Genomic DNA, 23,933 nt, shown 5'->3' on the forward strand with positions numbered 1-23,933 from the left:
GCCGCGGGCGCGCACCGGCGCGTGTAAGCGCCGGTGGGAGCCCTACGGCGTACAACCGGGCCGTCGGCGAAACCACTCGAAACGGTGAGGGTGACAACAACCCCGATGGGCTACGGGAGTTGGCGGGACTCGACGCCCGCGCAGCCCCAACCGGCCCGGCGGGCCTACTTCTCGACCTCCGCGGCGAGCTTGTCGAGGACGGCGTCGTAGATCCGCGCGAGGCCCTTGGGGGCGAAGGTCTTCTCGAAGAAGCCGCCGATGCCGCCCGCGCCGTTCCACACGGAGGTGACGACCACGCGCGCGGAGCCCTCGCCCGCGGGGGTCACGCGCCAGGTGGTGACCATGGACGAGTTGCGGTCCTTCTCGACGAGTTCGCCGTCGGTGGGCTCGCTCACCTCGAGCAGGCAGTCGCGGATCCGCTTGCTGGTGGCCTGGAGCTTCCAGTGGACGAGGGTGCCTTCGCCGTCGCCGCCCTCACGCACCTCGTACTCACTGAAGTGCTCCGAGAGGATCTTCGCGCGCGTGCCGCTGTAGTCGGCCAGCGCATCGAAGACGTCCTCCGGCCGCGCCGCGATGATCCGCTCCGTGGTCGCCTCGACCTGCGCCATTGCACTTCCTCCAGCAGTTGGGTGTCTCAGGGGTTGAGCGGTCAGCCAACCACCCCGCGCACCGGCGCCCCAAATCGGGTCCGGGCCACGTTCGCACGATCAAGGGAACATGTGTTCTATTCTGTGGCCAGTGCTACCTAGGAGGCTCCATGCGCTGGGAGAATCTGTCCGACGGGCCGCGAGGGGGCGCCGCGGACGCCGCCCTGTTCGGCGCCGACGCCGTGACCACCCGGACCTTCGACACCCCCGAGTTCCGCGGGATCACCTTCCACGAGGTGCGGGCGAAGTCCATCGTGAACCGGGTGCCGGGGGCGTCCCGCATGCCCTTCGAGTGGACGGTCAACCCCTACCGCGGCTGCACGCACGCGTGCGTGTACTGCTTCGCCCGCAAGACCCACTCCTATCTGGACCTGGACACGGGCCTGGACTTCGACAGCCAGATCGTGGTGAAGGTCAACGCGCCCGAGCTGCTCCGCCGGCACCTGTCGTCCGCGCGCTGGGGCGGCGAGCACATCGCGATGGGCACGAACGTGGACTGCTACCAGCGCGCGGAGGGGCGGTACGCGCTGATGCCGGGCATCATCGCGGCACTCCGCGACCACGCCAACCCGTTCTCGATCCTCACCAAGGGCACGCTGATCCTGCGCGACCTCGACCTGCTGCGGCAGGCCGCCGCCGTCACCGACGTCGGCATCTCGGTGTCCGTGGGCTTCCTCGACGAGCACCTGTGGCGCACGGTCGAGCCGGGCACCCCGGCCCCCGGGCGGCGCCTCGAGGTCGTGCGCACCCTGAGCGGGCACGGCATCGAGTGCGGCGTCCTGATGGCCCCGGTGATCCCGTTCCTCGGCGACCACCCGGACCAGCTGCGCGCCACGGTGCGGGCGATCGCGGCGGCCGGGGCGACGTCGGTGACTCCCCTGACGCTGCATCTGCGGCCCGGCGCGCGGGATTGGTTCATGGCCTGGCTCGGCCATCACCACCCGCATCTGGTGCGGCGGTACGAGCGCCTGTACGCGGACGGCGCGTACGCCCCGAAGTGGTACCAGCGCCGCATCACCCGCCAGGTGCACGACCTGGCGCGGGAGTTCGGCATCGGCCCGTCCCGCGCGGGCGCGGCGCGCCGCATACCCGAGCCACAGCAGACGGCACCCGCCCCCGGCGCCACCCAGCTCACGCTGCTCTGAACCGGGCTGGGCCATCGGCGGCCTTCGTCATGCTCCTTTCAGGTAGTTCGCCCGGAGAAGCACCGCTTCCCGGCGGGGTTTCCGGGACGATGCCGCGGGGGCCGTGGGCCTCGCGGCCCCGAACCCTCCGCTCTGGGAGGCTCGATGAGAGCAACCGCCGTCTCACTGTGCGGCGCCGCCGCGCTGGTGACCGGTCTCGTCGTGGCGGTGCCGTCCGCCGCGGGCACCGACACCCGGGCCGTGCCGCGCACCGCGCACACCCCGCACCCGCTCACCTGGAAGAAGTGCGCCACCAAGGACCACCCGAAGCTCCAGTGCGCGTCCCTGAAGGTCCCGCTCGACCACGACCACCCGCACGGCGAGCAGATCACGCTCGCCCTGTCCCGGATCGCGCACACCGCGAAGCGCTACCAGGGCCCGCTCCTCGTGAACCCCGGCGGCCCCGGCGGCAGCGGCCTGACCATGGCCGGCTTCGTCGCCAAGACGCTCCCGGCGAAGGTTGCCGCGGGCTATGACGTGATCGGCTTCGACCCCCGCGGCGTCGGCAGGAGCAAGCCCGCCCTGACCTGCCGCCCCGGCCACTTCAAGCCCGTACGGCCCGCCACGGTGCCGCACACGGCCGCCCTGGAGAAGGCCAACCTGAACCGCGCGCGGGCCTTCGCCGCGGCGTGCGGCAAGAAGTACGCGGACGTCCTGCCGTTCATCGACACCGTGAGCGCGGTCAAGGACATGGACGCGATCCGCGCGGCGCTGGGCGCCCACAAGATCAACTACTTCGGGTACTCGTACGGCACCTACCTGGGCGCCGTGTACGGGAAGCTGTTCCCCGACCGGGTGCGCCGCATGGCCCTGGACTCCGTGGTCGACCCGCACAACGTCTGGTACGACGCGAACCTCACCCAGGACCACGCCTTCGACAGCCGCCACAAGGCCTTCATGGCCTGGGTCGCGAGGCACCACAAGCAGTACCGGCTCGGCAAGGACCCGGCGAAGATCGAGGCCAGGTGGTACGCCATGCGCGCCGCCCTCGCCAAGAAGCCGGCCGGCAAGAAGGTCGGCGCCGCCGAGCTGGAGGACACCTTCATGCCGGGCGCCTACTTCAACGGCTACTGGCCGTTCCTGGCGGAGGCGTTCTCCTCGTACGCGCGCACCAAGGACACCGACCTCCTGGTCGAGGCGTACGAGAACTTCGGCGCCGTGGACGCCGCGGGCGACAACAGCTACTCGGTGTACACCTCGGTGGGGTGCCGGGACGCGGCCTGGCCGCGGGACTGGGAGCAGTGGCGCCGCGACAACTGGCGTACGCACGCCAAGGCGCCGTTCATGACCTGGAACAACGCCTGGTACAACGCCCCGTGCGCGTTCTGGCCGGTGCGGTCGCTGCACCACCCCGACGTCACCAACACGTCGCTGCCGCCGGTGCTGCTGTTCCAGGCCACCGACGACGCGGCCACGCCGTACGAGGGCGCGATCACGATGCACCGCAAGCTGCGCGGATCGAGCCTGGTGGTGGAGCAGGGCGGCGGCAACCACGGCATCACGCTGAGCGGGAACGCCTGTCTGGACCGGCATCTGGCGGCGTACCTGACGGACGGAAAGGTGCCGCACAGCGGTGGTGAGGTCGACGCGGTGTGCAAGCCGCTGCCCGACCCGAAGCCGAAGGGCGCGGCGCGCGCGGGCGCGGGTGCGGCCACGGGCGGCGCGGCGGGCAGCGGCGCGGAACTCCACCGACTGCTGGGCTTCCGCGGCTGACACGAGGCCGTCCGCGCCCGGGACGCGGGCTCCGGACTCCGCCGGGGGCGCTGTCAGTGCCGTGGTCCACCATGGTGACCATGAGCCGACTGACACACATCAGCGCCCCCGCCGGGGTCGCGCCCGCGACCGCGTACACCCACGTGGTGTCCGGCACGGGCCGCCTCGTCGCGGTCTCCGGTCAACTCGCCCTGGACGAGGAGGGCAAGCTGGTCGGCGCGGGGGACGCGGCGGCGCAGGCCCGTCAGGTCTTCGAGAACCTGCGGCGCTGTCTGGCGGCCGCGGGCGCCGGCTTCGACGACGTGATCAAGCTGACGTACTTCGTCACGGACGTGGCGCACATGCCCGCGGTCCGCGCCGCCCGCGACGCCTTCCTCGACCCGGCCCGGCTGCCCGCCGCGTCGGCGGTGCAGGTGGCAGCCCTCATGGGGCCCGAGTTCCTGATGGAGATAGAGGCGCTCGCGGTGGTCCCGGAGGAGGGCGCGGCGAGCGCCTAGCGACGCCTCGGCGCCCCACGGCTCCCGGACCCCCCGGACCCGCCCCGGGCGCCTAGCCGGGCCCGGGGCCGGGCGCGTCGCCGAGGAGCAACAGCGCGCTCTGCCCCGCGAGGTCCTCCGCGTGCGCGGGCAGCTCCTGGCCGCGGCGCAGGTGGCGGCGGACGATCGTCAGGGGCAGGTCGATCACGGCGAGCGCGACCCGGTCCGCGGCGGGCCCGGCCTCCGCGCCCAGCTCCGCGCACAGCCCCGCCACGGCCTCGCCCACCTGCCGGTGCCCCGCCTCCGCCCGCAGGACGCTCGGCTCGGGCCAGTCGTCCTGGGCGAATTCGGCGGCGCCGTACAGGAGCAGGGCCGCCGCGCGCGGGTGCGCCCTGCTCCACGCGACCACATGGACGGCCGCCGCCCGGGCCGCCGCGCGCGGATCACCGGCGCCCGACCCCAGCGCCGCGAACCACCCCTCCTGGAAGCCCTCGACGGTCCGCAGCCACACCTCGGCGAGCAGCGCCGGACGCCCGGGGAACCGGTGGTAGACCGACCCGCTGGGCGCGCCGACCGCCTTGGCCACGGCCGCCATCGTGACCGCGGACGGGCCCGCGTCCGCGGCGAGTTCGACGGCGGCGTCGAGAAAGTGACTCATGTCGTACCGGGGTGGTCTCGCCATGTATTGGAGAGTACCCTCCAATTAAAGCGAGAGGTCCCTCCAAAACACGCGTGGAGTCCCCATGGCCGTCCTCAACGTCCACGAACGCGCCCTGCCCGTCGAGCCGAACGCGGTCGGCGCGCTCGTCGACGCCCTCGCCACCGCGGACGACCCGCTGTGGCCGACGGCGGACTGGCCGCCCATGCGGCTCGACCGGGGGCTCGCGCCCGGTTCACGCGGCGGCCACGGCCCGGTCCGGTACACCGTGGCGGCGTACGCGCCCCGGCAGTGGGTGCGGTTCGCCTTCACGGGGCCGCGCGGCTTCGAGGGGTTCCACGAGTACACGGTGCACCCCCTGGACGACGGCAGCGGGCACACGGTCCTGCGCCACACCCTGACGATGCGCGCCCGCGGCCCGGCCCGGCTGACCTGGCCGCTGGCGTACCGCGCCTTCCACGACGCCTGCCTGGAGGACAGCCTCGACCGGGCGGAGCTGGCCCTGACGGGCACGGTCCGCCGCCCCGCGCGCTGGAGCCCCTACGTGCGCCTGCTGCGGCGCCTCACACCCGGCTGACCCTCGCGCCCCACGTGAACCTCGCGCCCCGCGTGACCTTCACGCCCTTCGCGCCCCTCATGACCCCTGCGCCCGCACCGACACCCGGGCCAGCGCCGCCGCCGCGGCCGCCGCGAGGCGCGGGTGCGCGCAGGCGGCCGTGAGCACCGGTATGGCCCGCGCGTCCCCGAGCGCCCCGAGCCCTTCGACGCAGGCCAGCGCGACCTTGCTGTAAGGGTCGTTGGGGGTGAGGCGGCGCTGGAGGGTGACGATCAGGGCGGGCGCCGACTCCGGGGCGCGCAGTTCCGTGAGGAGCCGCACCGGGTGCAGGGCGTAGGCGACCCGCAGTTCGTTCGTGGCCAGTGCCGCGGCCGCGCGGGCCGTGCGCCGGTCGCCGAGCCGCGCGAGGGCGTACGCGGCGGCGGCGCAGCGGGGCGGATCTCGGTGGTTCAGGAGCAGCACCAGCGACTCGAAGGCCCGCCTGTCCCCCAGGACCCCGAGCCTGACCGCCGCCAACTCCCGCGCCCACAAAGGCTGTCCGGCCGCGAGCAGCACCCCCGCGAGCTCGTCCGCGGCAGAGGCGGCCAGCAGTCTCTCGTACGCGTCCAGCGCTCCCGACGCGACCGCCTCGCGTCGTAAGCGATCCGTCACCGTCCGCAACTCCGCATCCATGCGCAGAGCCTAGTCGCGACGGACGTCACAGACACCGGGGGCTGGCGCGCTCGTTACTCGCGGGTTAATCTCATGTGAGCGGGGCACACTCCCCGCGTGGAGTTCGTTCGCAGTTCTCGCACTTCGCATTGCAGCTCCTGACGGCCTGGTGACGCAGCCGTCTTGAGTGTTGTCGGTTCGGTACGCACGTACCGCAGGACGGCGTGGCCACGGGACAGGGCCTGCCGGTTCCCCTCTCGCGCAACCTCCGCACGCCGTACGCCACTTCACGCCCGCTCGCGCGGCCGCCACGCACGCTCGCGTGGCCCGTGTCCGGTGCGCCCCCGCCACGCGCCGTGCGCGTGTGCCCCTCAGTCGTCACTCACTTCCTGGAGTCCACCCATGGACGCTCCCTTCAGCACGGTCGCCGTCGTCGGTCTCGGGACGATGGGCACCGGCATCGCCGAGGTCCTCGCCCACGCGGGCCGCGAGGTCATCGGCATCGACATCAGCGAACAGGCCACGGCCCACGCCGTCACCGCCCTGGAGGCCTCCACCGCGCGTGCCGTGCGCCGCGAACGGCTCACCGAGGGCGAGCGCGAGGACATTCTCGCCCGCTTCCGCGCCTTCACCGACCTGCGGGCGGCGGCCGACGCCGATCTGGTGATCGAGGTCGCCCCCGAGTCGTACGAGGTCAAGCAGCAGATCTTCCGTGAGCTCGACGGCATCGTGCGCCCCGACACGGTCCTCGCCACCGGCACGAACGCGCTGTCGGTGACCCGGCTCGCCGCCGAGTCCGCGCACCCGGAGCGGGTGCTCGGCCTGCACTTCTTCAACCCGGCGCCGGCCATGAAGCTCGTCGAGGTCGTCTCGTCGGTGCTCACCGCGCCGGCCGCCGTGGCGGCGGTGACCGACCTCGCCTGCGCGCTCGGCAAGGAGCCCGTCGCCGTCGGCGACCGCCCCGGCTTCGTCGCCGACGGGCTGCTGTTCGGCTACCTCAACCAGGCCGCGGCGATGTACGAGGCCAAGTACGCGAGCCGGGAGGACATCGACGCGGCGATGCGGCTCGGCTGCGGCCTGCCGATGGGGCCGCTCGCGCTGCTCGACCTGATCGGCGTCGACACCGCACGGACCGTCCTCGACGCCATGTACGCCGAGTCGCAGGACCGGCTGCACGCGCCCGCGCCGATCCTCAAGCAGCTCAGCGAGGCGGGCCTGACGGGACGCAAGTCGGGCCGTGGCTTCTACACCTACGCGGCGTCCGGCAGCGAGGAAGTGGTGCGGGACGCGGCGACCCCGCTGGAGGGCACCCGGCAGGCGCGCGGGCGCGAGGTCCGCTCCGTCGGCGTGGCCGGTTCCGGCACCATGGCGTCCGGGATCGCGGAGGTCTTCGCGAAGGCCGGGTACGACGTGGTGCTCGTCGCCCGCAGCGAGGAGAAGGCCGCCGCGGCCAGGGCCCGGGTCGCCAAGTCGCTCTCGCGCTCCGTGGACAAGGGGCGCCTCACGTCCGAGGCGGCGGCGAAGACCCTGGACCGGATCACGCCGAGCGGGACCTACGACGCGTTCGCCGACGTCGACCTCGCCCTGGAGGCGGTCGCCGAGGACCTGGAGATCAAGCAGCAGCTGTTCGCGACGCTCGACAAGGTCTGCAAGCCCGGCGCCGTCCTCGCCACCACCACGTCCTCGCTGCCCGTGGTGGCCTGCGCCCGCGCCGCCTCACGGCCCGGCGACGTGATCGGCCTGCACTTCTTCAACCCGGCGCCCGCCATGAAGCTCGTCGAGGTGGTGCGCACCGTCCTGACCGAGGACGACGTGCACGCCACCGCGCGCGAGGTGTGCGCGTCGATCAAGAAGCACCCGGTGGACTGCGGCGACCGGGCCGGTTTCATCGTGAACGCGCTGCTCTTCCCGTACCTGAACAACGCGATCAAGATGGTCCAGGAGCACTACGCGTCCCTCGACGACATCGACGCGGCCATGAAGCTGGGCGGCGGCTACCCGATGGGGCCCTTCGAGCTCCTCGACGTCGTCGGCCTGGACGTCTCGCTCGCCATCGAGAAGGTGCTGCACCGCGAGTTCCGCGAGCCCGGGCTCGCCCCCGCGCCGCTCCTGGAGCACCTGGTGGCCGCGGGCTGCCTCGGCCGCAAGACGGGCCGGGGTTTCCGCGAATATGCCCGCCGCTGACGGGCGCGCGGATCCCGGGGCCAGAGCACACGAGGCGGTGCGCGCCGAGCGCGCGGACTGGGGCGGGCTGCTCGATCCGTCGGGCAGCCCCCTCCCACAGGCGCACTCAGCTGCGCACATGCAGTACGTTCGGGGCATGCCCAAGGCCGCCAAGTCCTCACGTACGACAGCTACGCCCGACGCTCCGGAGAGCGCCGCGGGCAGCCGCGCCGCCGCACAACGGCTCAAGATGCGCCGCGAGCTGGCGGCCGCCGCCATGGAACTCTTCGCGTCCAAGGGCTACGAGGCGACGACGGTCGACGAGATCGCCGCCGCGGCCGGGGTGGCCCGCCGCACCTTCTTCCGCCACTTCCGGTCCAAGGAAGAGGCGATCTTCCCCGACCACGACGACACCCTGATCCGCGCGGAGGCCGTGCTCAACGCGGCGCCCGCGCACGAGCACCCGCTCGACACGGTGTGCCGCGGGATCAAGGAAGTCATGAAGATGTACGCGGCCTCGCCCGCCGTGTCCGTGGAGCGGTACCGGCTCACGCGTGAGGTGCCCACCCTGCGCGAGCGCGAGATCGCCTCCGTGGCGCGCTACGAACGGCTCTTCACGCGCTATCTGCTCGGGCACTTCGACGAGCACGCGCACCACCACGGCAACGACGATCCGCTGCTCGCTGAGGTCGCCGCGTCCGCCGTCGTCACGGCCCACAACCACGTCCTGCGGCGCTGGTTGCGGGCCGGGGGCCAGGGGGACGTGGAGGGGCAGCTCGACCACGCCTTCGGGATCGTGCGGCGGACCTTCGGCACGGGGATCCCTGCCGGGCGGGACACGGCGCCCTCCTCGGCGGCCACGGTCTCCGACGGGGGCGAGGTCCTGGTCACCGTCGCCCGTACGGACGCGCCCCTCGACGAGGTCATGCGCACCATCGAGAAGGCGCTGCGCACCCGCGCCTGATGGGGCTTCGCCCCTCTCCCCCTTTTCGGCCCTTCGGGCCTCGTCCTCAAACGCCGGACGGGCTATTTCCTGCCCGTCCGGCGTTTGCGTTGCCTTCGGCATGCCGCCTGACCTGCGATGATCGATCATCGCTCAGATGAACCCCCTCGGTGACAACTGAGAGAAATTGTTGGCACTGAGTGTCTTGCCGACTGGCACGCGGTGTCATACGTTGATGTTGTCCGGGCGGCCGACGGGTGGAGAACTTCCCCCACCGGCTGTCCCCGCGAGCCACTGGCGAGCGCGCCCGGACGCCTGCGTCACAGGCACCCCGCGCCCCACCAGGGCGCCGCCGAGCACCACCTCCGCCGAACCGACGGCACCATCCCGCTTTTCAGGCACTACCCCGACGTACCCCTCAGAGCGCTCCCCCTCGAAGCGCCCTTCGCCGGAGGCAACCCATGCAGGAAATCCTGGACGCGATCCAATCGCAGGACACCTCGGCCGCCGACTTCGCCGCGCTGCCGCTGCCCGAGTCGTACCGCGCGGTGACCGTGCACAAGGACGAGACGGAGATGTTCGCCGGGCTCGCCACCCGCGACAAGGACCCGCGCAAGTCGCTGCACCTGGACGAGGTGCCGGTGCCCGAACTCGGCCCGGGCGAGGCCCTGGTGGCCGTGATGGCCTCGTCCGTGAACTACAACTCCGTGTGGACGTCCATCTTCGAGCCGCTGTCGACCTTCGGGTTCCTGGAGCGGTACGGCAAGTTGAGCGACCTCACCAAGCGCCACGACCTGCCGTACCACATCATCGGCTCCGACCTCGCGGGCGTCGTTCTGCGTACCGGACCCGGCGTGAACGCCTGGCACCCCGGTGACGAGGTCGTCGCACACTGCCTGTCCGTGGAGCTGGAGTCCTCCGACGGCCACAACGACACGATGCTCGACCCCGAGCAGCGCATCTGGGGCTTCGAGACCAACTTCGGCGGCCTCGCGGAGATCGCCCTGGTGAAGTCCAACCAGCTGATGCCGAAGCCGGACCACCTGAGCTGGGAGGAGGCGGCGGCGCCCGGCCTGGTGAACTCCACCGCGTACCGCCAGCTCGTCTCCCGCAACGGCGCCGGCATGAAGCAGGGCGACAACGTGCTGATCTGGGGCGCGAGCGGTGGACTCGGGTCGTACGCCACGCAGTTCGCGCTCGCGGGCGGGGCGAACCCCATCTGTGTCGTGTCCAGCCCGCAGAAGGCCGAGATCTGCCGCTCGATGGGCGCCGAGGCGATCATCGACCGCAACGCCGAGGGGTACAAGTTCTGGAAGGACGAGCGCACCCAGGACCCCAAGGAGTGGAAGCGCTTCGGCAAGCGCATCCGCGAGTTCACCGGCGGCGAGGACATCGACATCGTCTTCGAGCACCCCGGCCGCGAGACCTTCGGCGCGTCCGTCTACGTCACGCGCAAGGGCGGCACCATCACCACCTGCGCCTCCACCTCGGGCTATATGCACGAGTACGACAACCGCTACCTGTGGATGTCCCTGAAGCGCATCATCGGATCGCACTTCGCCAACTACCGCGAGGCCTGGGAGGCCAACCGGCTGATCGCCAAGGGCAAGATCCACCCGACGCTCTCCAAGGTGTACTCCCTGGAGGACACCGGGCAGGCCGCCCACGACGTGCACCGGAACCTGCACCAGGGCAAGGTCGGCGTCCTCGCGCTCGCGCCCGAGGAGGGACTCGGCGTGCGCGACGCGGAGAAGCGGGCCCTGCACCTCGACGCCATCAACCGCTTCCGCGACATCTGAGGGGCGAGGGCCCATACATGACTGAGCGCCAGAAAGACCGGCCGTGGCTGATGCGCACCTACGCCGGTCACTCCACGGCCGAGGCGTCGAACGAGCTGTACCGCCGCAACCTCGCCAAGGGTCAGACCGGCCTTTCGGTCGCCTTCGACCTGCCGACGCAGACCGGCTACGACCCGGACCACATCCTCGCGCGCGGGGAGGTGGGCCGGGTCGGCGTCCCGGTGTCCCATCTCGGCGACATGCGGCGGCTGTTCCAGGACATCCCCCTGGAGCAGATGAACACCTCCATGACGATCAACGCGACCGCCATGTGGCTGCTCGCGCTGTACCAGGTCGTCGCCGAGGAGCAGGGCGCCGACATCACCCAGCTCCAGGGGACGACGCAGAACGACATCGTCAAGGAGTACCTGTCGCGCGGCACGCACGTGTTCCCGCCGGGGCCGAGCCTGCGGCTGACCACCGACATGATCACGTACACGGTGGCGAACATCCCGAAGTGGAACCCGATCAACATCTGCAGCTACCACCTGCAGGAAGCCGGGGCCACGCCGGTGCAGGAGATCGCGTACGCGATGAGCACGGCCATCGCGGTGCTCGACGCGGTGCGCGCCTCCGGGCAGGTGCCCGAGGAGAAGTTCGGCGACGTCGTCGCGCGGATCTCGTTCTTCGTGAACGCCGGTGTGCGGTTCATCGAGGAGATGTGCAAGATGCGGGCCTTCGGCCGCATCTGGGACCAGGTCGCGCGCGAGCGGTACGGCATCACCAACCCCAAGCAGCGCCGCTTCCGCTACGGCGTGCAGGTCAACTCGCTCGGCCTGACCGAGGCGCAGCCGGAGAACAACGTCCAGCGCATCGTCCTGGAGATGCTCGCCGTCACGCTGTCCAAGGACGCCCGCGCGCGAGCCGTGCAGCTGCCCGCCTGGAACGAGGCGCTCGGCCTGCCGCGCCCCTGGGACCAGCAGTGGTCGCTGCGCATCCAGCAGGTCCTCGCGCACGAGAGTGACCTTCTGGAGTACGAGGACATCTTCGCGGGGTCGCATGTGATCGAGGCCAAGGTGGACGCCCTGGTCGAGGAGTCCCTCGCGGAGATGGACCGGATCGAGCAGATGGGCGGCGCGATGGCCGCCGTCGAGTCGGGCTATCTGAAGGCGCAGCTGGTGTCCTCGCACGCCGAGCGCCGGGCGCGGATCGAGGCCGGCGAGGACAAGATCATCGGCGTGAACGTCTTCGAGACGACGGAGCCGAACCCGCTCACCGCCGACCTGGACACGGCGATCATGACGGTGGACCCGGCGGTCGAGGCGCGCGTCGTGGACGCCATCGGCGACTGGCGCACCACCCGGCAGGAGTCGTCGGACCGGCAGGGCCTCGGCGACCCGTTCCACTTCCCGACCGTCCAGCAGGCACTCGACCGGCTCAAGGAGGTCGCGGCCGGGACCGGCAACCTGATGGAGGCCACCCTGGAGTGCGCGCGCTCCGGTGTCACGACCGGCGAGTGGGCGGGCGCGCTGCGGGAGGTCTTCGGGGAGTTCCGGGCGCCCACGGGCGTGTCCGGGGCGCCGGTCGCGGTCACCGCGGAGGCGGGCACACCGCTCGCCCTGGTCCGCGAGAAGGTCGAGAAGACGTCCGCCGACCTCGGCAGCGGCAAGCTGCGTTTCCTGGTCGGCAAGCCGGGCCTGGACGGGCACTCCAACGGCGCCGAGCAGATCGCGGTGCGCGCGCGTGACGCCGGGTTCGAGGTCGTCTACCAGGGCATCCGGCTGACCCCCGAGCAGATCGTGGACGCCGCCCTCGCGGAGGACGTGCACGCGGTGGGCCTGTCGATCCTCTCCGGCTCGCACGCCCAGCTCGTGCCGGACGTCCTGACGCGCCTGCGCGCGGCGGGCGCGCACGACATTCCCGTCATCGCCGGGGGCATCATCCCCACCAGTGACGCCGAGGACCTGAAGGCGGCGGGTGTGGCCGCCGTGTTCACCCCCAAGGACTTCGGCATCACGGAGATCATCGGCCGTATCGTCGACGAGATCCGGAAAGCGAACCACCTCGACCCCCTGGAGGTCCCCGCATGACCCCGTCCCAGCCGCAGCCCGGCGCCGTGAACCGGCTCCGCCCGCGTCGCTCCTGCCTGGCCGTGCCGGGCTCGAACCCGCGCTTCCTGGAGAAGGCCCAGGGCCTGCCCGCCGACCAGGTGTTCCTGGACCTGGAGGACGCCTGCGCCCCGCTCGCCAAGCCGGAGGCGCGGCACACCATCGTCAAGTTCCTCAACGAGGGCGACTGGACGGGCAAGACCAGGGTCGTGCGCGTGAACGACTGGACGACGGAGTGGACGTACCGCGACGTCGTCACCGTCGTCGAGGGCGCCGGGCCGAACCTGGACTGCATCATGCTGCCCAAGGTCCAGGACGCCCAGCAGGTGGTCGCCCTGGACCTGCTGCTCACCCAGATCGAGAAGACCATGGGCTTCGAGGTCGGCAAGATCGGCATCGAGGCGCAGATCGAGAACGCCCAGGGCCTCAACAACGTCAACGAGATCGCGACGGCCTCCCAGCGCGTCGAGACGATCATCTTCGGCCCGGCCGACTTCATGGCGTCGATCAACATGAAGTCGCTGGTCGTGGGCGAGCAGCCGCCCGGCTACCCGGCGGACGCCTACCACTACATCCTGATGAAGATCCTGATGGCCGCCCGCGCCAACAACCTCCAGGCGATCGACGGCCCCTACCTGCAGATCAAGAACGTCGACGGCTACCGCGAGGTGGCCAAGCGGGCCGCCGCGCTCGGCTTCGACGGCAAGTGGGTGCTGCACCCGGGCCAGGTCGAGGCGTCCAACGAGATCTTCTCGCCGTCCCAGGAGGACTACGACCACGCCGAGCTGATCCTGGACGCGTACGACTACTACACGTCCGAGGCGGGCGGCAAGAAGGGCTCCGCGATGCTCGGCGACGAGATGATCGACGAGGCGAGCCGCAAGATGGCGCTCGTCATCTCCGGCAAGGGCCGGGCCGCGGGCATGCGGCGCACCAGCACGTTCGAGGCACCGGAGGCGTAGGGATCATGCAATTCGGCCGCACCTACGAGGAGTTCGAAGTCGGCGCCGTGTACAAGCACTGGCCCGGCAAGACGGTCACCGAGTACGACGACCACCTCTTCTGTCTGCTCACCATGAACCATCACCCGCTGCACATGGACAGCAACTACGCGGAGCAGACGACCGACTTCGGCAAGAACGTCGTCGTCGGCAACTACATCTACTCGCTGCTGCTCGGCATGTCCGTTCCGGACGTCTCCGGCAAGGCGATCGCGAACCTGGAGGTCGAGTCGCTCAAGCACGTGGCGCCGACGTTCCACGGGGACACGATCTACGGCGAGACGACCGTCCTGGACAAGACGCCGTCCAAGTCCAAGTCGGACCGCGGCATCGTGTACGTCGAGACCAAGGGCTACAAGCAGGACGGCACGCTGGTCTGCGTGTTCCGCCGCAAGGTGATGGTCCCCACGGAGACGTACATCAAGGAACGCGGCGGCGAGCAGCCCGGCCGCCCGAACCTGAAGAGCCAGGAGAACTAGCCATGACCCGACTCGCCCAGACCGCCGGGCTCACCGACGTCCAGCGGGAAATCCTGTCCACCGTCAGGGAATTCGTCGACAAAGAGATCATCCCGGTCGCGACGGAGCTGGAACACCGTGACGAGTACCCGCAGGCGATCGTCGACGGCCTCAAGGAGTTGGGCCTGTTCGGCCTGATGATTCCGGAGGAGTACGGGGGCCTCGGCGAGTCGCTGCTCACCTACGCGCTGTGCGTGGAGGAGATAGCGCGCGGCTGGATGTCGGTGTCCGGCATCATCAACACCCACTTCATCGTGGCGTACATGCTCAAGCAGCACGGCACCCAGGAGCAGAAGGACCACTTCCTGCCACGGATGGCGACGGGCGAGGTGCGGGGCGCGTTCTCGATGTCGGAGCCGGGTCTCGGCTCGGACGTGTCGGCGATCACGTCGAAGGCGGTCAGGGACGGCGACAACTACGTCCTGAACGGTCAGAAGATGTGGCTGACCAACGGGGGCTCGTCAACGCTGGTCGCCGTACTCGTCAGAAGTGACGAAGGACACCCTGAGGGTACGGCCCCCCACAAGTCGATGACGACCTTCCTGGTGGAGAAGGAACCGGGCTTCGGTGAGGTCCGTCCGGGCCTCACCATCCCCGGGAAGATCGACAAGATGGGTTACAAGGGTGTCGACACCACCGAACTGATCATGGATGGCCTGCGCATTCCGGCCAATCGCGTGCTCGGCGGACAGACCGGGCGAGGCTTTTACCAAATGATGGACGGGGTCGAGGTCGGCCGCGTGAATGTGGCCGCGCGTGGTTGCGGGGTCGCGCAGCGTGCCTTCGAGCTGGGTGTCTCCTATGCCCAGCAACGTCACACTTTCGGAAAGCCGATCGCCCAGCACCAGGCGATTCAGTTCAAGCTGGCCGAGATGGCTACCAAGGTCGAGGCCGCCCATGCGATGATGGTGAACGCAGCACGCAAAAAGGACTCCGGGGAGCGAAACGACCTCGAAGCCGGAATGGCGAAGTATCTGGCGTCCGAATACTGCAAGGAAGTCGTAGAGGACGCGTTCAGGATTCACGGTGGCTACGGCTTCTCGAAGGAGTACGAGATCGAGCGTCTCTACCGTGAGGCACCGATGTTGCTCATCGGTGAAGGTACCGCCGAGATCCAGAAAATGATCATTGGCCGACGACTCCTCGAAGAGTATCGATTCCAGGGATAAATGTCCGACTTGGGGTGATTCCTTCGAGATTTATTCGAGAAGAAGATCACACCCTGTCAGCACGCTCCGGCGGCCGACTCGGCTTCCTGGCTTGCCCAGTTGTGGCTCGCAACCGATACGATCCCGGGAAAGCCGCCGTCCCCCCGTATGCAGTGCGGCATCATCCGCTACGAAGGTCATCCATGCCCCACAGCCAAACCTCTGCACCTCGCGACAGCCTGGCCGGCGTACGCCTCGCGCGCGGAGCATCGCCGTGGCTCCTCCCGACCGTCGCCACCGCGGCACTCAGCCTGGCCAAGGCTCGCCGCTCCAAGGGCGCGGCGGCGGTCGCCGTACCCGCGACCGCCCTCGCGGCCGGAATGCTGTGGTTCTTCCGCGACCCCGAGCGTGAGATCACCCAGGGCCGGGTGATCTCCCCGGCCGACGGTGTGGTGCAGAGCATCATGCCGTGGAAGGACGGACGCACCCGCGTCGCGATCTTCATGAGTCCGTTGAACGTCCATGTCAACCGCGCGCCCCTCGCGGGCACGGTGACCTCCGTGGAGCACATCCCCGGCGGGTTCGTCCCGGCGTTCAACAAGGAGAGCGAGAACAACGAGCGCGTTGTCTGGCACTTCGACACCGAGCTCGGCGACATCGAGATGATCCAGATCGCGGGCGCGGTCGCGCGCCGCATCGTGCCGTACGTGCCGCAGGGCACGAAGGTGGAGCAGGGCGAGCGGATCGGCCTGATCCGCTTCGGCTCGCGCGTCGACATCTACCTGCCCGAGGGCGTCGAGGTGGATGTCGAAGTGGGTCAGAAGACCGTGGCTGGGGTGACTCGCATTGACCGTGACTGATTCGGAGACACCCGCGGGCTGGGTGCCCGAGGCCACTGAGGACGACGCGGACGAGGAGATGCCTCTCTCACTGCGCCTCTCGATAGCGGACACCCTCACGCTCGGCAACGCCACGTGCGGCTTCATGGCGGTGTACTTCACCACCACCGGCATCCTCATCCCGCACCTGTCGGGCGACGAGTCGGGCATGGCCCGCAACAGCGCCGCCACCGCGGTGATCCTGATGCTGTGCGCGGCGGTCTTCGACCTCTTCGACGGCCTCGTGGCCCGCAAGCTGCGGTCGTCGCCGATGGGCGCGGAGCTGGACAACCTCTCCGACCTGATCAGCTTCGGGCTCGCGCCCGCGTACTTCGTGCTCGTGTACGGCATGGTGGCCAGGGACGCGCACGAGCGGGTCGCCGCGGTGGGCGCGATCGTGGTGCTCCTGGCGGTGGTGCTGCGGCTTGCGAGATTCTCCTGCGTGACGCTGCCGGACGGCACGTTCCAGGGCATGCCCTCGCCCTTCGGGGCGCTGACGGTGGTCTCGATCGTGCTCCTGGAGCTGCCCTTCGTGGCCACGCTCCTCGCGATCATCGGCACGGCCTGGCTGATGGTGAGCCGGGTCGAGTACCCGAAGCCGCGGGGACCGCTCGCGGTCGCGATGCTCGCCTGGATCGTCTCCGCGATGGGGCTGCTGGCCGCCTGGGCCTTCGACGCGCCCGGTGGGCAGCTGCTGCTCCAGACGGGGTGCGCGCTGCAGCTCGTCCTCGGCGCGGTGATTCCGCTGTTCGCCACGGCCCGCCGGGTGAACAACTTCCGGGACAACCGGCGTGAGGCCCGGGCGACGCAGTTGCCGTAGCGGCGCTTGTACGTAGCTCTGAGGGGCCCGAACCAGACGGTTCGGGCCCCTCAGCCGTTTCTGCCCCGGGGTGGGCACAGAGTGGAAGGCAGGGCAGGCCAGGCTCAGGTCAGGAAGTCCGTGGCGATCTTGGCCGAGAGGCGCTCCAGGAGGGGCCCCGCCTCGGCCACGCAGCGGGCCACGTCGGGCTCGATGTCGGTGAGGGCATAGGCCCGGCGGATCCCGGCGGTGCCGAGGGCCGTCGGGGCCAGCGCGAGCCGCCCGCAGACGGCGACGACGTCGATCCCGGCGGCCCGGGCCGCCGCCGCCACCCCGGCCGGAGCCTTCCCGTGCAGGGTCTGCTCGTCGAGCGACCCCTCCCCCGTGATGACGAGCGTCGCCCCCGCCAGCGCGGGCGCGAAGCCGAGGACGTCCAGCATGACGTCGATGCCCGGCCGGAACGACGCCCCGAGTCCGACCAGCGCGCCGAAGCCGATGCCGCCCGCCGCGCCGGCGCCAGGCGCGTCCGCGTGCTCCAGGGCCCGCGGCCCCTCGTCCCGCGCCAGGACCCGCGCGAAGTGCGCGAGGGCGGCGTCCAGGGCGGCGACGTCGTCCGGCGTGGCGCCCTTCTGCGGCCCGTACACCGCCGGTGCGCCCTTGGGGCCCGTCAGCGGGTTGTCGACGTCACTGGCGAGCACGATGTCGACGTCCGCGAGCCGCGGGTCGAGGCCGGACAGGTCGGCCGACGCCAGCTCCCGCAGGGGGCCACCGCCGGGCCCGACGGGCTCGCCCGCCGCGTCCAGGAACCGCGCGCCGAGCGCCGCCAGCATGCCCGCGCCGCCGTCGGTCGTCGCGCTGCCGCCGACGCCGAAGACGATGGTGCGCGCGCCCGCGTCGAGCGCCGCGCGGATCAGCTCGCCGCTGCCGTACGTCGTCGCCGTGAGCGGCGCGAACGTGCCCGCGGGCAGCAGCTGAAGGCCGGAGGCCTCCGCCATCTCCACGACGGCCGTGCCCTCGCGCAGCGCGTACGCCGCCACCACCTCGGCGCCGAGCGGCCCGGTGACCCGTGCCTCGCGGCGTTCGAAACCGGCCGCCACGGCAGCGTCGACCGTGCCGTCGCCGCCGTCGGCCACGGGCAGCGCCCGCACCGGGAGGTCCGGCAGCACGCCGTGCAGGCCCGCCGTCACGCGCTCGGCGACCTGCACGGCCGTGAGGGACCCCTTGAACTTGTCCGCGGCGATGAGCACATGGCCCAGGACCGTGCCCCCGGCGCCCTGTGCCGCGCCGACTCCCGCCGTCTCTGCAGCGTCCGCCACCTTGCATTCCCCTTGCTCTTGGGCCTTGCTCGCGTCAAGGCAGTCGCGCCGCTGCGACCATAACCGCAGGAGGGGGCCGCTGCCCATGGCCGACCGGGTCGGGGATTGATCCACTGCCCCGAGATTTCCGCTCATGTCTGGGCAAAACGGTGCGGGAATCGGAAGAGGAATGATCGATCATCCCGTGATCCCGGTCGGCGGCGCGCGGCGCGCCCCCGCCTTCGGGTAGACCGGACGCATGACGTCGACGGCACCGGACATCCCGCTCGCGGACCGCGTCCACGGCGGCTGGCTCGGCCGGGTCGCGGGGAACATGCTCGGCAAGCCCGTCGAGCGCGGCGACCACTGGACGCGCGACCGCATCGACCGCTATCTGCGGCTCACCGACGCGCTGCCCCTCACCGACTACCTGCCGGCGCCGCCGGAGGGCGCCGTGGGCTTCGAGCTGCGCCCGGAGTGGCCCGCCTGCGTGCGCGGGCGCGTCGACGGCAGCTGCCGCGACGACGACGTGGACTACGCGATCCTCGGTCTGGAGCTCCTCGAGTCGCACGGGTTCGGCTTCAGCACCGAGCAGGTGGGCGAGCTGTGGCTGCGGCGGCTGCCCTATCTCCAGACGTACACGGCCGAGCGCGCCGCGTACCGCAATCTCGCGAACGGGCTGAGGCCGCCGCTGACGGCCACGTACGACAATCCGTACCAGGAGTTCATCGGGGCCCTGATCCGCGCCGACGTCTTCGGCTGGACCTGTCCGGGCGACCCGCGCCGGGCGGCGTCCCTCGCCCGCAGGGACGCGGTGCTCTCGCACTCGGGCAACGGCGTGTACGCGGCGATGTGGGCGGCGGCACTGGTCGCGGCCGCGTTCACGGCGGCCGGGCCGCGGGACGCGCTCGACGCCGCGCTCACCGTGATCCCGGCGGGCAGCCGGTTCGCGCGGACGGTGCGCCGCGTGATGTCGCTGTACGAGGCGTCGCTGAGCTGGGAGGAGACCCTGGCGACGGCGGAGGGCGAGACGGCGGGGCTCGGCTGGATCCACGCCGTGCCGAACGCCGCCGTCCTCACGGCCGGGCTCCTGTACGGCGAAGGGGACTTCACCCGCACGATCGCGCTGACCGTCCGCGGCGGCCTGGACACCGACTCGAACGGGGCGACGGCGGGGTCGGTCGCGGGGGTGCTGTGCGGGGCCGCGGCCGTTCCGGCGCAGTGGCGCGATCCGCTGCGGGACCGGGTGCGCAGCGCGGTGTTCGGCTACGACGGGGCGCGGATCAGCGAACTGGCGGAGCGGACGGTGCGGTTGGCGGAGCGGAGGGCCGGGGCGACGGGGGCCGGGGGCGCCGAGGGTGCGGCCCGGTCGCCGGACGTGGAGGAGTAGCGCGAAGCCCTGCCGTCGGCGGGCGGTGATCGGCACAATGTGCTCATGCCCGAGTACCTGGAACTCGACCTGTCCGGCGCCGCGTTGCGCGTGCGGCTCGCCGACGTGGGCGAAGCGCCGCCCGCCGGCGTCTCCGACGAGGGCGGGCTGCCCGCCGAGTTCGGTGTGCCGGGCCCGGTGTCCAGCGGGGGCGGTCGGGCCGCCGCGCTGGCCGCCGACACCCTGCGGGCGACGCTGCGGCCGCTCGGGCCGCTGCTCGACCAGGTGCACGCGTCGGTGGCCGGGGCGGAGCACCCGCCAGACGAGTTCGGCGTCGAGTTCGGCGTCGAGGTGGGCAAGGACCTCAAGCTCGGCATCGTCGGGGTGAAGGGGACGGCCACGATGACGGTGTCGGCGACGTGGCGGCGTCCGCCGGAGACGGAACGTGCGGAGGCGGGGGAGCCGGCGGGGGCGGGGGAGCCGACGGGCGCGGGCGGCGAGGGCGAGGGCTGAGCGTGGTCGGGTGGCAGGGCACGACGGCGGGGGCGCCGCCGGTCGTCGCCGTGCTCGCGCGGGCGGACGACGCGGCCGTCGGCGCGGCCGCCCTGTTGTCCACACACCGCGTCCTGACCTGCGCGCACGTCGTCAACGAAGCGCTCGGTCTGGCGCCCCTGAGCGCGGCGCGGCCCGTCGAGGACGTGCTGCAAGTGGCGTTCGAGCGGCGCACGGTGCGGATCAAGGCGCAGATCGAGGTGTGGCTGCCGCCGCGCCCGGGCGGCGGTGCGGCATGGCAGGGCGACCTGTGCGTGCTCGCGCTGAGCGAGCCCGCGCCGCCCGGGACGGCGCCGGTCGCCTGGACGGAGATGGCACAGGGGCAGCGGCTGCGGGCCTGGCACGGCTGCGGTGATCCGATCACGTTCGCGGACGCGCGCCTGAAGCTGCTCGACGACCGGCTCGGCTACCTCGACGGGGAGCTGTCGGGCGCGCCGATCGGCCCCGGCTTCAGCGGCGGTCCGCTGTGGACGGAGTGCGGGACGGGCGCGACGGGTCTGGTCGTGGGGCGGCTCGCGCACGGCGGGCCTGCGGCCGGGGGCGACGCGGGCCGCGGGGTACGTGCCGAGCAGACGGTGCGGCGCACCTGGGCGGTGCCGTGGCAGGCGATCCGCGAGCAGCTGTACGCCGCCGGGGCCGCCGCCGTCGTCGACTGCTGCCGGACCGCGCGGACGCCGGGGCCCGACGACCCGGTCGCCGCCGAACTCGTGGCCACGCTCCGGTCGTTGCTGGGCGACCCGGCCGCCCGCGCCGACCACGTCCGCAGACTCCACGCCGAGCTGGGCCGCACCACCGCGCACGGCGTGCCCGCCCCGGCCGTCGAGGACCTGGCCGCCGACCTGCTCGCCACGCCGCGGGCGCTGCCCACGCTCAGCGAGTCCCTGGTGACGGCGGGGCCGTACGGAGCGCGGCCCGAGCAGTTGGCGCCGCTGCTCGCCCTCGGCCGGGCCGTCGGCGGGGCCGGGCTGCTGTCGATGGCCGAGTTCGCGTCCCTGGAGCGGGCGTTGGGCGAGGTCGTGGCCGTCGACGCGACGCTGCCCGCGCGGGCGGCGCGGGAGGCGCTGCGGTTCACGCCGCTGCCGCAGCCGCTGTGCGCGGCGCGGCTGCGCGAGACCGACCTGGCGACGGTGATCGGGCAGCTGGAGGGCTACCACGACCCGGTACCGGTCGCGGACTCGCCGCCCGTGCCCCCGCTCGTGCACTTCGTCGAGTTCGTCGCGGCGGCCGCCGACACGGGTCCCGGTGACGCGCTGCGCCGCTGGAGCGAGCGGGTGTGCGCCCGGCTCGGCGTGCACGAGGCGGCCCGCGACCAGCGGCGGGCGGACGCCGCGCGCTGGACGGCGTCCCGGGCCGAGCCCGTCGTCCGGCTCCTCGTGGAACTCACCCGGGACGGCCCGCGGGAACCGGAGCGCTACCGCTGCCGCCTGTGGCAGCGGCTCGCGGACGGCGGCATGCGCCGCGTGGAGACCGGTACGAGCGAAGCGACGCTGACGCCGCGGCAGGTGGGTGCCCTGATCCGGGAGGCCGCCGAGTTGTCCGCCCCGGCCGGTGCCCCGCTCACCGTGGACGTCGCCGTGGACCGCGCGGGCCTGCACCTGCCCGTCGACGAGTGGGACGCGGGCAGCCCCAACGAGTTCGTGCCGAGCCTGCCCCTCGGCGTCTGCTACCCGCTGACGCTGCGCTGCCCGGAGATGAGCCGCCGGGTGCCTCGGCGCGAGGCCGAACACCGCCGTCGCTGGGCCGACGGCCACGGCCGCCCCCTGGTCGTCGACGGCACGCACGCCGACGCCCGGCAGGTCGCCGCCCTCCTGACGGTCGGCCACCACGACGCCAACCAGGTCGTCCTGCACGGCCCGCCCGCCCTGCGCGGCCAGCTCCTGGAGGTCTGCCTCGCGCTCGGCGTACCGGTGGTGCTGTGGGACCGCGACGCCCACGGCGACGGCGACGCGGACCGCCTGGACCCGCTCGCCCCCACCGGGCTCCTGCACCGGCTCCCCGACCGCGTACGCGAGTTCCGCGGCCAGGCACTCGCCGCCGCCCCCGCGACCGGCCCCTCCGGCCGCCCGTCCCTGGTCTGGGAGGAGCCGTCCGCGTGGCAGGACCCGGCGACGTGGGAGCCCACCGCCTGGGAGGCCCCCCGCACCACGCTGACCGACCCCGACGCGGCTCTGGCCCCGGCACCGGCCCCGGAGGGCGACGGCCCGGTAGCGAGTACGTACCCGAAACCCGTCCCCGGCCGAGAAGCAGGAAACGTATGACAGAGCAGTGGGATCAGGACCAGGTGGGAGCGTCCGGCGGCTCAGGGTCCTCCGGCGGCGCGGGCTCGTCCGGTGATTCCGGCTCGCCCGGGGACTGGCGGCTGTTCCGTGGTGACGGCCGGACCCGCCGCGTCGCCTTCCCGGAAGCGCCGCCGTGGCGCCGGTTCACCCCGGCGCCCGGCGCCGACGCGGGCGCGGCCGACGTCGACGGCTCGGACACTCGGGCGCACCGCCCGTACCTCATCGGGCCCGACGAGTCGGAGATCGTCAACGCCGCGCTGCTGCTGCGCCGCCCCCTGCTCGTCACCGGCCACCCCGGCACCGGCAAGTCCTCGCTCGCGCACGCCATCGCGCACGAGCTGAGCCTCGGCCGCGTCCTGACCTGGCCGGTCAACAGCCGCTCCACGCTGCGGGACGCGCTGTACGGGTACGACGCGATCGGGCGGCTGCGGGAGTCCAACCTGCGCAAGGGGCGGGAGGAGGGGGGCGGAGGTGTGCCGACCGGGCCAGGTGCGCCTGGTGCGTTCGGTGCGCCGGGTGCGTTCGGGCCGTCCGGCTCACCCGACCCGTCCGCCTCACCCGACCCGTCCGCCTCACCCGACCCGTCCGGCTCACCCGACCCGTCGGGCTCACCCGGCCCCTCCGGTTCGCCGGGCTCGCCCGGCACCGACATAGGTTCCTACGTCCGGCTCGGCCCCCTCGGCACCGCGCTCGTCCCGGGTGAGCGCCCCCGTGTCCTGCTCGTCGACGAGCTCGACAAGGGGGACGTGGACCTGCCGAACGACCTGCTCACCGTCTTCGAGGAGGGCGAGTTCGAGATCCCGGAGCTGGCGCGGCTGCCGGAGGAGGAGTCGCGGGTGGCCGTGCTCACGGCGGACCCGCAGGTCCGGGCGCCCGTGGTGCGCGGCCGGGTGCGCTGCTCCCAGTTCCCCGTCGTCGTGATCACCAGCAACGGCGAGCGCGAGTTCCCGCCCGCGTTCCTGCGCCGCTGCGTCCGCCTCGACCTGGCGGAGCCGGACGAGCAGCGGCTGCGCGACATCGTCGGGGCGCACCTGGGCGACGAGGCCCTGGTCGGCGTCGACGACCTGCTGCGGACGTTCCTCGCGCGGCGCGCCCCCGGCGAGCTGGCTACGGACCAGCTCCTCAACGCGGTGTTCCTGCGCAAGGGCGGCGTGGACCTGCCGCCCGGCGCCCTCCTGGACGCCGTACTGCACCGGCTCGGCGGGGCGGTGTAGGGA

At 72.2% G+C, this 23,933-nt stretch carries 21 protein-coding genes; 17 read left to right on the forward strand and 4 right to left on the reverse strand.

Features of this window, described 5'->3' with window-relative positions; all coding sequences use genetic code 11:
* Nucleotides 1-164: 164 nt before the first annotated feature.
* Nucleotides 165-608, reverse strand: a complete 444-nt coding sequence (locus OO63_RS17560; protein WP_030361795.1) for an SRPBCC family protein — start codon at nucleotides 606-608, stop codon at nucleotides 165-167.
* Nucleotides 609-757: 149 nt separating this feature from the next.
* Between OO63_RS17560 and OO63_RS17565 the strand changes: the two genes are divergently transcribed.
* The 3 genes from OO63_RS17565 to OO63_RS17575 all read left to right on the forward strand — a co-directional run bounded on the left by OO63_RS17565 (nucleotide 758) and on the right by OO63_RS17575 (nucleotide 4,041).
* Nucleotides 758-1,792, forward strand: a complete 1,035-nt coding sequence (locus tag OO63_RS17565) for an Rv2578c family radical SAM protein (protein ID WP_030361796.1) — start codon at nucleotides 758-760, stop codon at nucleotides 1,790-1,792.
* Between the two features lie 144 nt (nucleotides 1,793-1,936).
* Nucleotides 1,937-3,544 carry an alpha/beta hydrolase gene (locus OO63_RS17570; protein ID WP_030361797.1) on the forward strand — a complete coding sequence of 536 codons (1,608 nt, stop codon included), beginning with the start codon at nucleotides 1,937-1,939 and terminating at the stop codon, nucleotides 3,542-3,544.
* A gap of 80 nt (nucleotides 3,545-3,624) precedes the next feature.
* Complete coding sequence (locus OO63_RS17575; RefSeq protein ID WP_030361798.1) at nucleotides 3,625-4,041, forward strand: RidA family protein; 417 nt, start codon at nucleotides 3,625-3,627, stop codon at nucleotides 4,039-4,041.
* Between the two features lie 52 nt (nucleotides 4,042-4,093).
* Here the strand turns inward: OO63_RS17575 and OO63_RS17580 are convergent, their stop codons facing one another.
* On the reverse strand, nucleotides 4,094-4,702 hold the full coding sequence (locus OO63_RS17580) for a TetR/AcrR family transcriptional regulator (RefSeq protein WP_030361799.1): 609 nt from the start codon (nucleotides 4,700-4,702) through the stop codon (nucleotides 4,094-4,096).
* A 61-nt stretch (nucleotides 4,703-4,763) separates the two neighbouring features.
* Between OO63_RS17580 and OO63_RS17585 the strand changes: the two genes are divergently transcribed.
* Entirely contained in the window at nucleotides 4,764-5,255 is a 492-nt protein-coding gene (locus OO63_RS17585) for a hypothetical protein (protein ID WP_030361800.1), read from the forward strand.
* Between the two features lie 57 nt (nucleotides 5,256-5,312).
* On the opposite strand, the gene OO63_RS17590 is transcribed toward OO63_RS17585, so the two are convergent.
* Entirely contained in the window at nucleotides 5,313-5,906 is a 594-nt protein-coding gene (locus OO63_RS17590) for a HEAT repeat domain-containing protein (protein WP_030361801.1), read from the reverse strand.
* Between the two features lie 381 nt (nucleotides 5,907-6,287).
* On the opposite strand from OO63_RS17590, the gene OO63_RS17595 reads away from it, so the two are divergent.
* The 9 genes from OO63_RS17595 (at nucleotide 6,288) to pssA (ending at nucleotide 17,242) form a co-directional block, all read left to right on the forward strand.
* Nucleotides 6,288-8,069: a 3-hydroxyacyl-CoA dehydrogenase family protein gene (locus OO63_RS17595; protein ID WP_030361802.1), complete on the forward strand. Its 1,782-nt coding sequence runs from the start codon at nucleotides 6,288-6,290 to the stop codon at nucleotides 8,067-8,069.
* Between the two features lie 118 nt (nucleotides 8,070-8,187).
* Nucleotides 8,188-9,012: a TetR family transcriptional regulator gene (locus OO63_RS17600; RefSeq protein WP_030361803.1), complete on the forward strand. Its 825-nt coding sequence runs from the start codon at nucleotides 8,188-8,190 to the stop codon at nucleotides 9,010-9,012.
* 440 nt (nucleotides 9,013-9,452) lie between these two features.
* On the forward strand, nucleotides 9,453-10,790 hold the full coding sequence (gene ccrA, locus OO63_RS17605) for a crotonyl-CoA carboxylase/reductase (protein ID WP_030361804.1): 1,338 nt from the start codon (nucleotides 9,453-9,455) through the stop codon (nucleotides 10,788-10,790).
* Between the two features lie 17 nt (nucleotides 10,791-10,807).
* Entirely contained in the window at nucleotides 10,808-12,859 is a 2,052-nt protein-coding gene (locus tag OO63_RS17610; RefSeq protein ID WP_030361805.1) for a protein meaA, read from the forward strand.
* Complete coding sequence (locus tag OO63_RS17615) at nucleotides 12,856-13,839, forward strand: HpcH/HpaI aldolase/citrate lyase family protein (RefSeq protein WP_030361806.1); 984 nt, start codon at nucleotides 12,856-12,858, stop codon at nucleotides 13,837-13,839. Before OO63_RS17610 ends, OO63_RS17615 begins: the two co-directional genes overlap by 4 nt.
* 5 nt (nucleotides 13,840-13,844) lie before the next feature.
* Nucleotides 13,845-14,357, forward strand: coding sequence for a MaoC family dehydratase (locus OO63_RS17620; RefSeq protein WP_030361807.1), 513 nt, complete (start codon nucleotides 13,845-13,847; stop codon nucleotides 14,355-14,357).
* Between the two features lie 2 nt (nucleotides 14,358-14,359).
* Nucleotides 14,360-15,565, forward strand: a complete 1,206-nt coding sequence (locus OO63_RS17625; RefSeq protein ID WP_030361808.1) for an acyl-CoA dehydrogenase family protein — start codon at nucleotides 14,360-14,362, stop codon at nucleotides 15,563-15,565.
* 182 nt (nucleotides 15,566-15,747) lie between these two features.
* Nucleotides 15,748-16,404, forward strand: coding sequence for a phosphatidylserine decarboxylase (locus OO63_RS17630; RefSeq protein WP_030361809.1), 657 nt, complete (start codon nucleotides 15,748-15,750; stop codon nucleotides 16,402-16,404).
* A gap of 22 nt (nucleotides 16,405-16,426) precedes the next feature.
* Complete coding sequence (gene pssA, locus OO63_RS17635; RefSeq protein ID WP_030361810.1) at nucleotides 16,427-17,242, forward strand: CDP-diacylglycerol--serine O-phosphatidyltransferase; 816 nt, start codon at nucleotides 16,427-16,429, stop codon at nucleotides 17,240-17,242.
* Between the two features lie 104 nt (nucleotides 17,243-17,346).
* Here the strand turns inward: pssA and OO63_RS17640 are convergent, their stop codons facing one another.
* On the reverse strand, nucleotides 17,347-18,537 hold the full coding sequence (locus OO63_RS17640; protein WP_380833930.1) for a glycerate kinase: 1,191 nt from the start codon (nucleotides 18,535-18,537) through the stop codon (nucleotides 17,347-17,349).
* Nucleotides 18,538-18,775: 238 nt separating this feature from the next.
* On the opposite strand from OO63_RS17640, the gene OO63_RS17645 reads away from it, so the two are divergent.
* The 4 genes from OO63_RS17645 to OO63_RS46815 are packed head-to-tail and all read left to right on the forward strand — an operon-like array spanning nucleotide 18,776 to nucleotide 23,930.
* Nucleotides 18,776-19,906, forward strand: a complete 1,131-nt coding sequence (locus tag OO63_RS17645; protein ID WP_030361812.1) for an ADP-ribosylglycohydrolase family protein — start codon at nucleotides 18,776-18,778, stop codon at nucleotides 19,904-19,906.
* 45 nt (nucleotides 19,907-19,951) lie between these two features.
* Entirely contained in the window at nucleotides 19,952-20,398 is a 447-nt protein-coding gene (locus OO63_RS17650; protein ID WP_033264210.1) for a CU044_2847 family protein, read from the forward strand.
* 2 nt (nucleotides 20,399-20,400) lie between these two features.
* Nucleotides 20,401-22,695, forward strand: a complete 2,295-nt coding sequence (locus OO63_RS17655) for a VMAP-C domain-containing protein (RefSeq protein WP_051810958.1) — start codon at nucleotides 20,401-20,403, stop codon at nucleotides 22,693-22,695.
* The gene (locus OO63_RS46815) at nucleotides 22,692-23,930 is read left to right on the forward strand and encodes a MoxR family ATPase (protein WP_234311363.1); all 1,239 of its coding nucleotides are present in this window, start codon (nucleotides 22,692-22,694) and stop codon (nucleotides 23,928-23,930) included. Before OO63_RS17655 ends, OO63_RS46815 begins: the two co-directional genes overlap by 4 nt.
* The last annotated feature ends 3 nt before the right edge of the window (nucleotides 23,931-23,933 follow it).

Source organism: Streptomyces alboflavus, from assembly GCF_000716675.1.
Taxonomy (GTDB): Bacteria; Actinomycetota; Actinomycetes; order Streptomycetales; family Streptomycetaceae; genus Streptomyces; species Streptomyces alboflavus.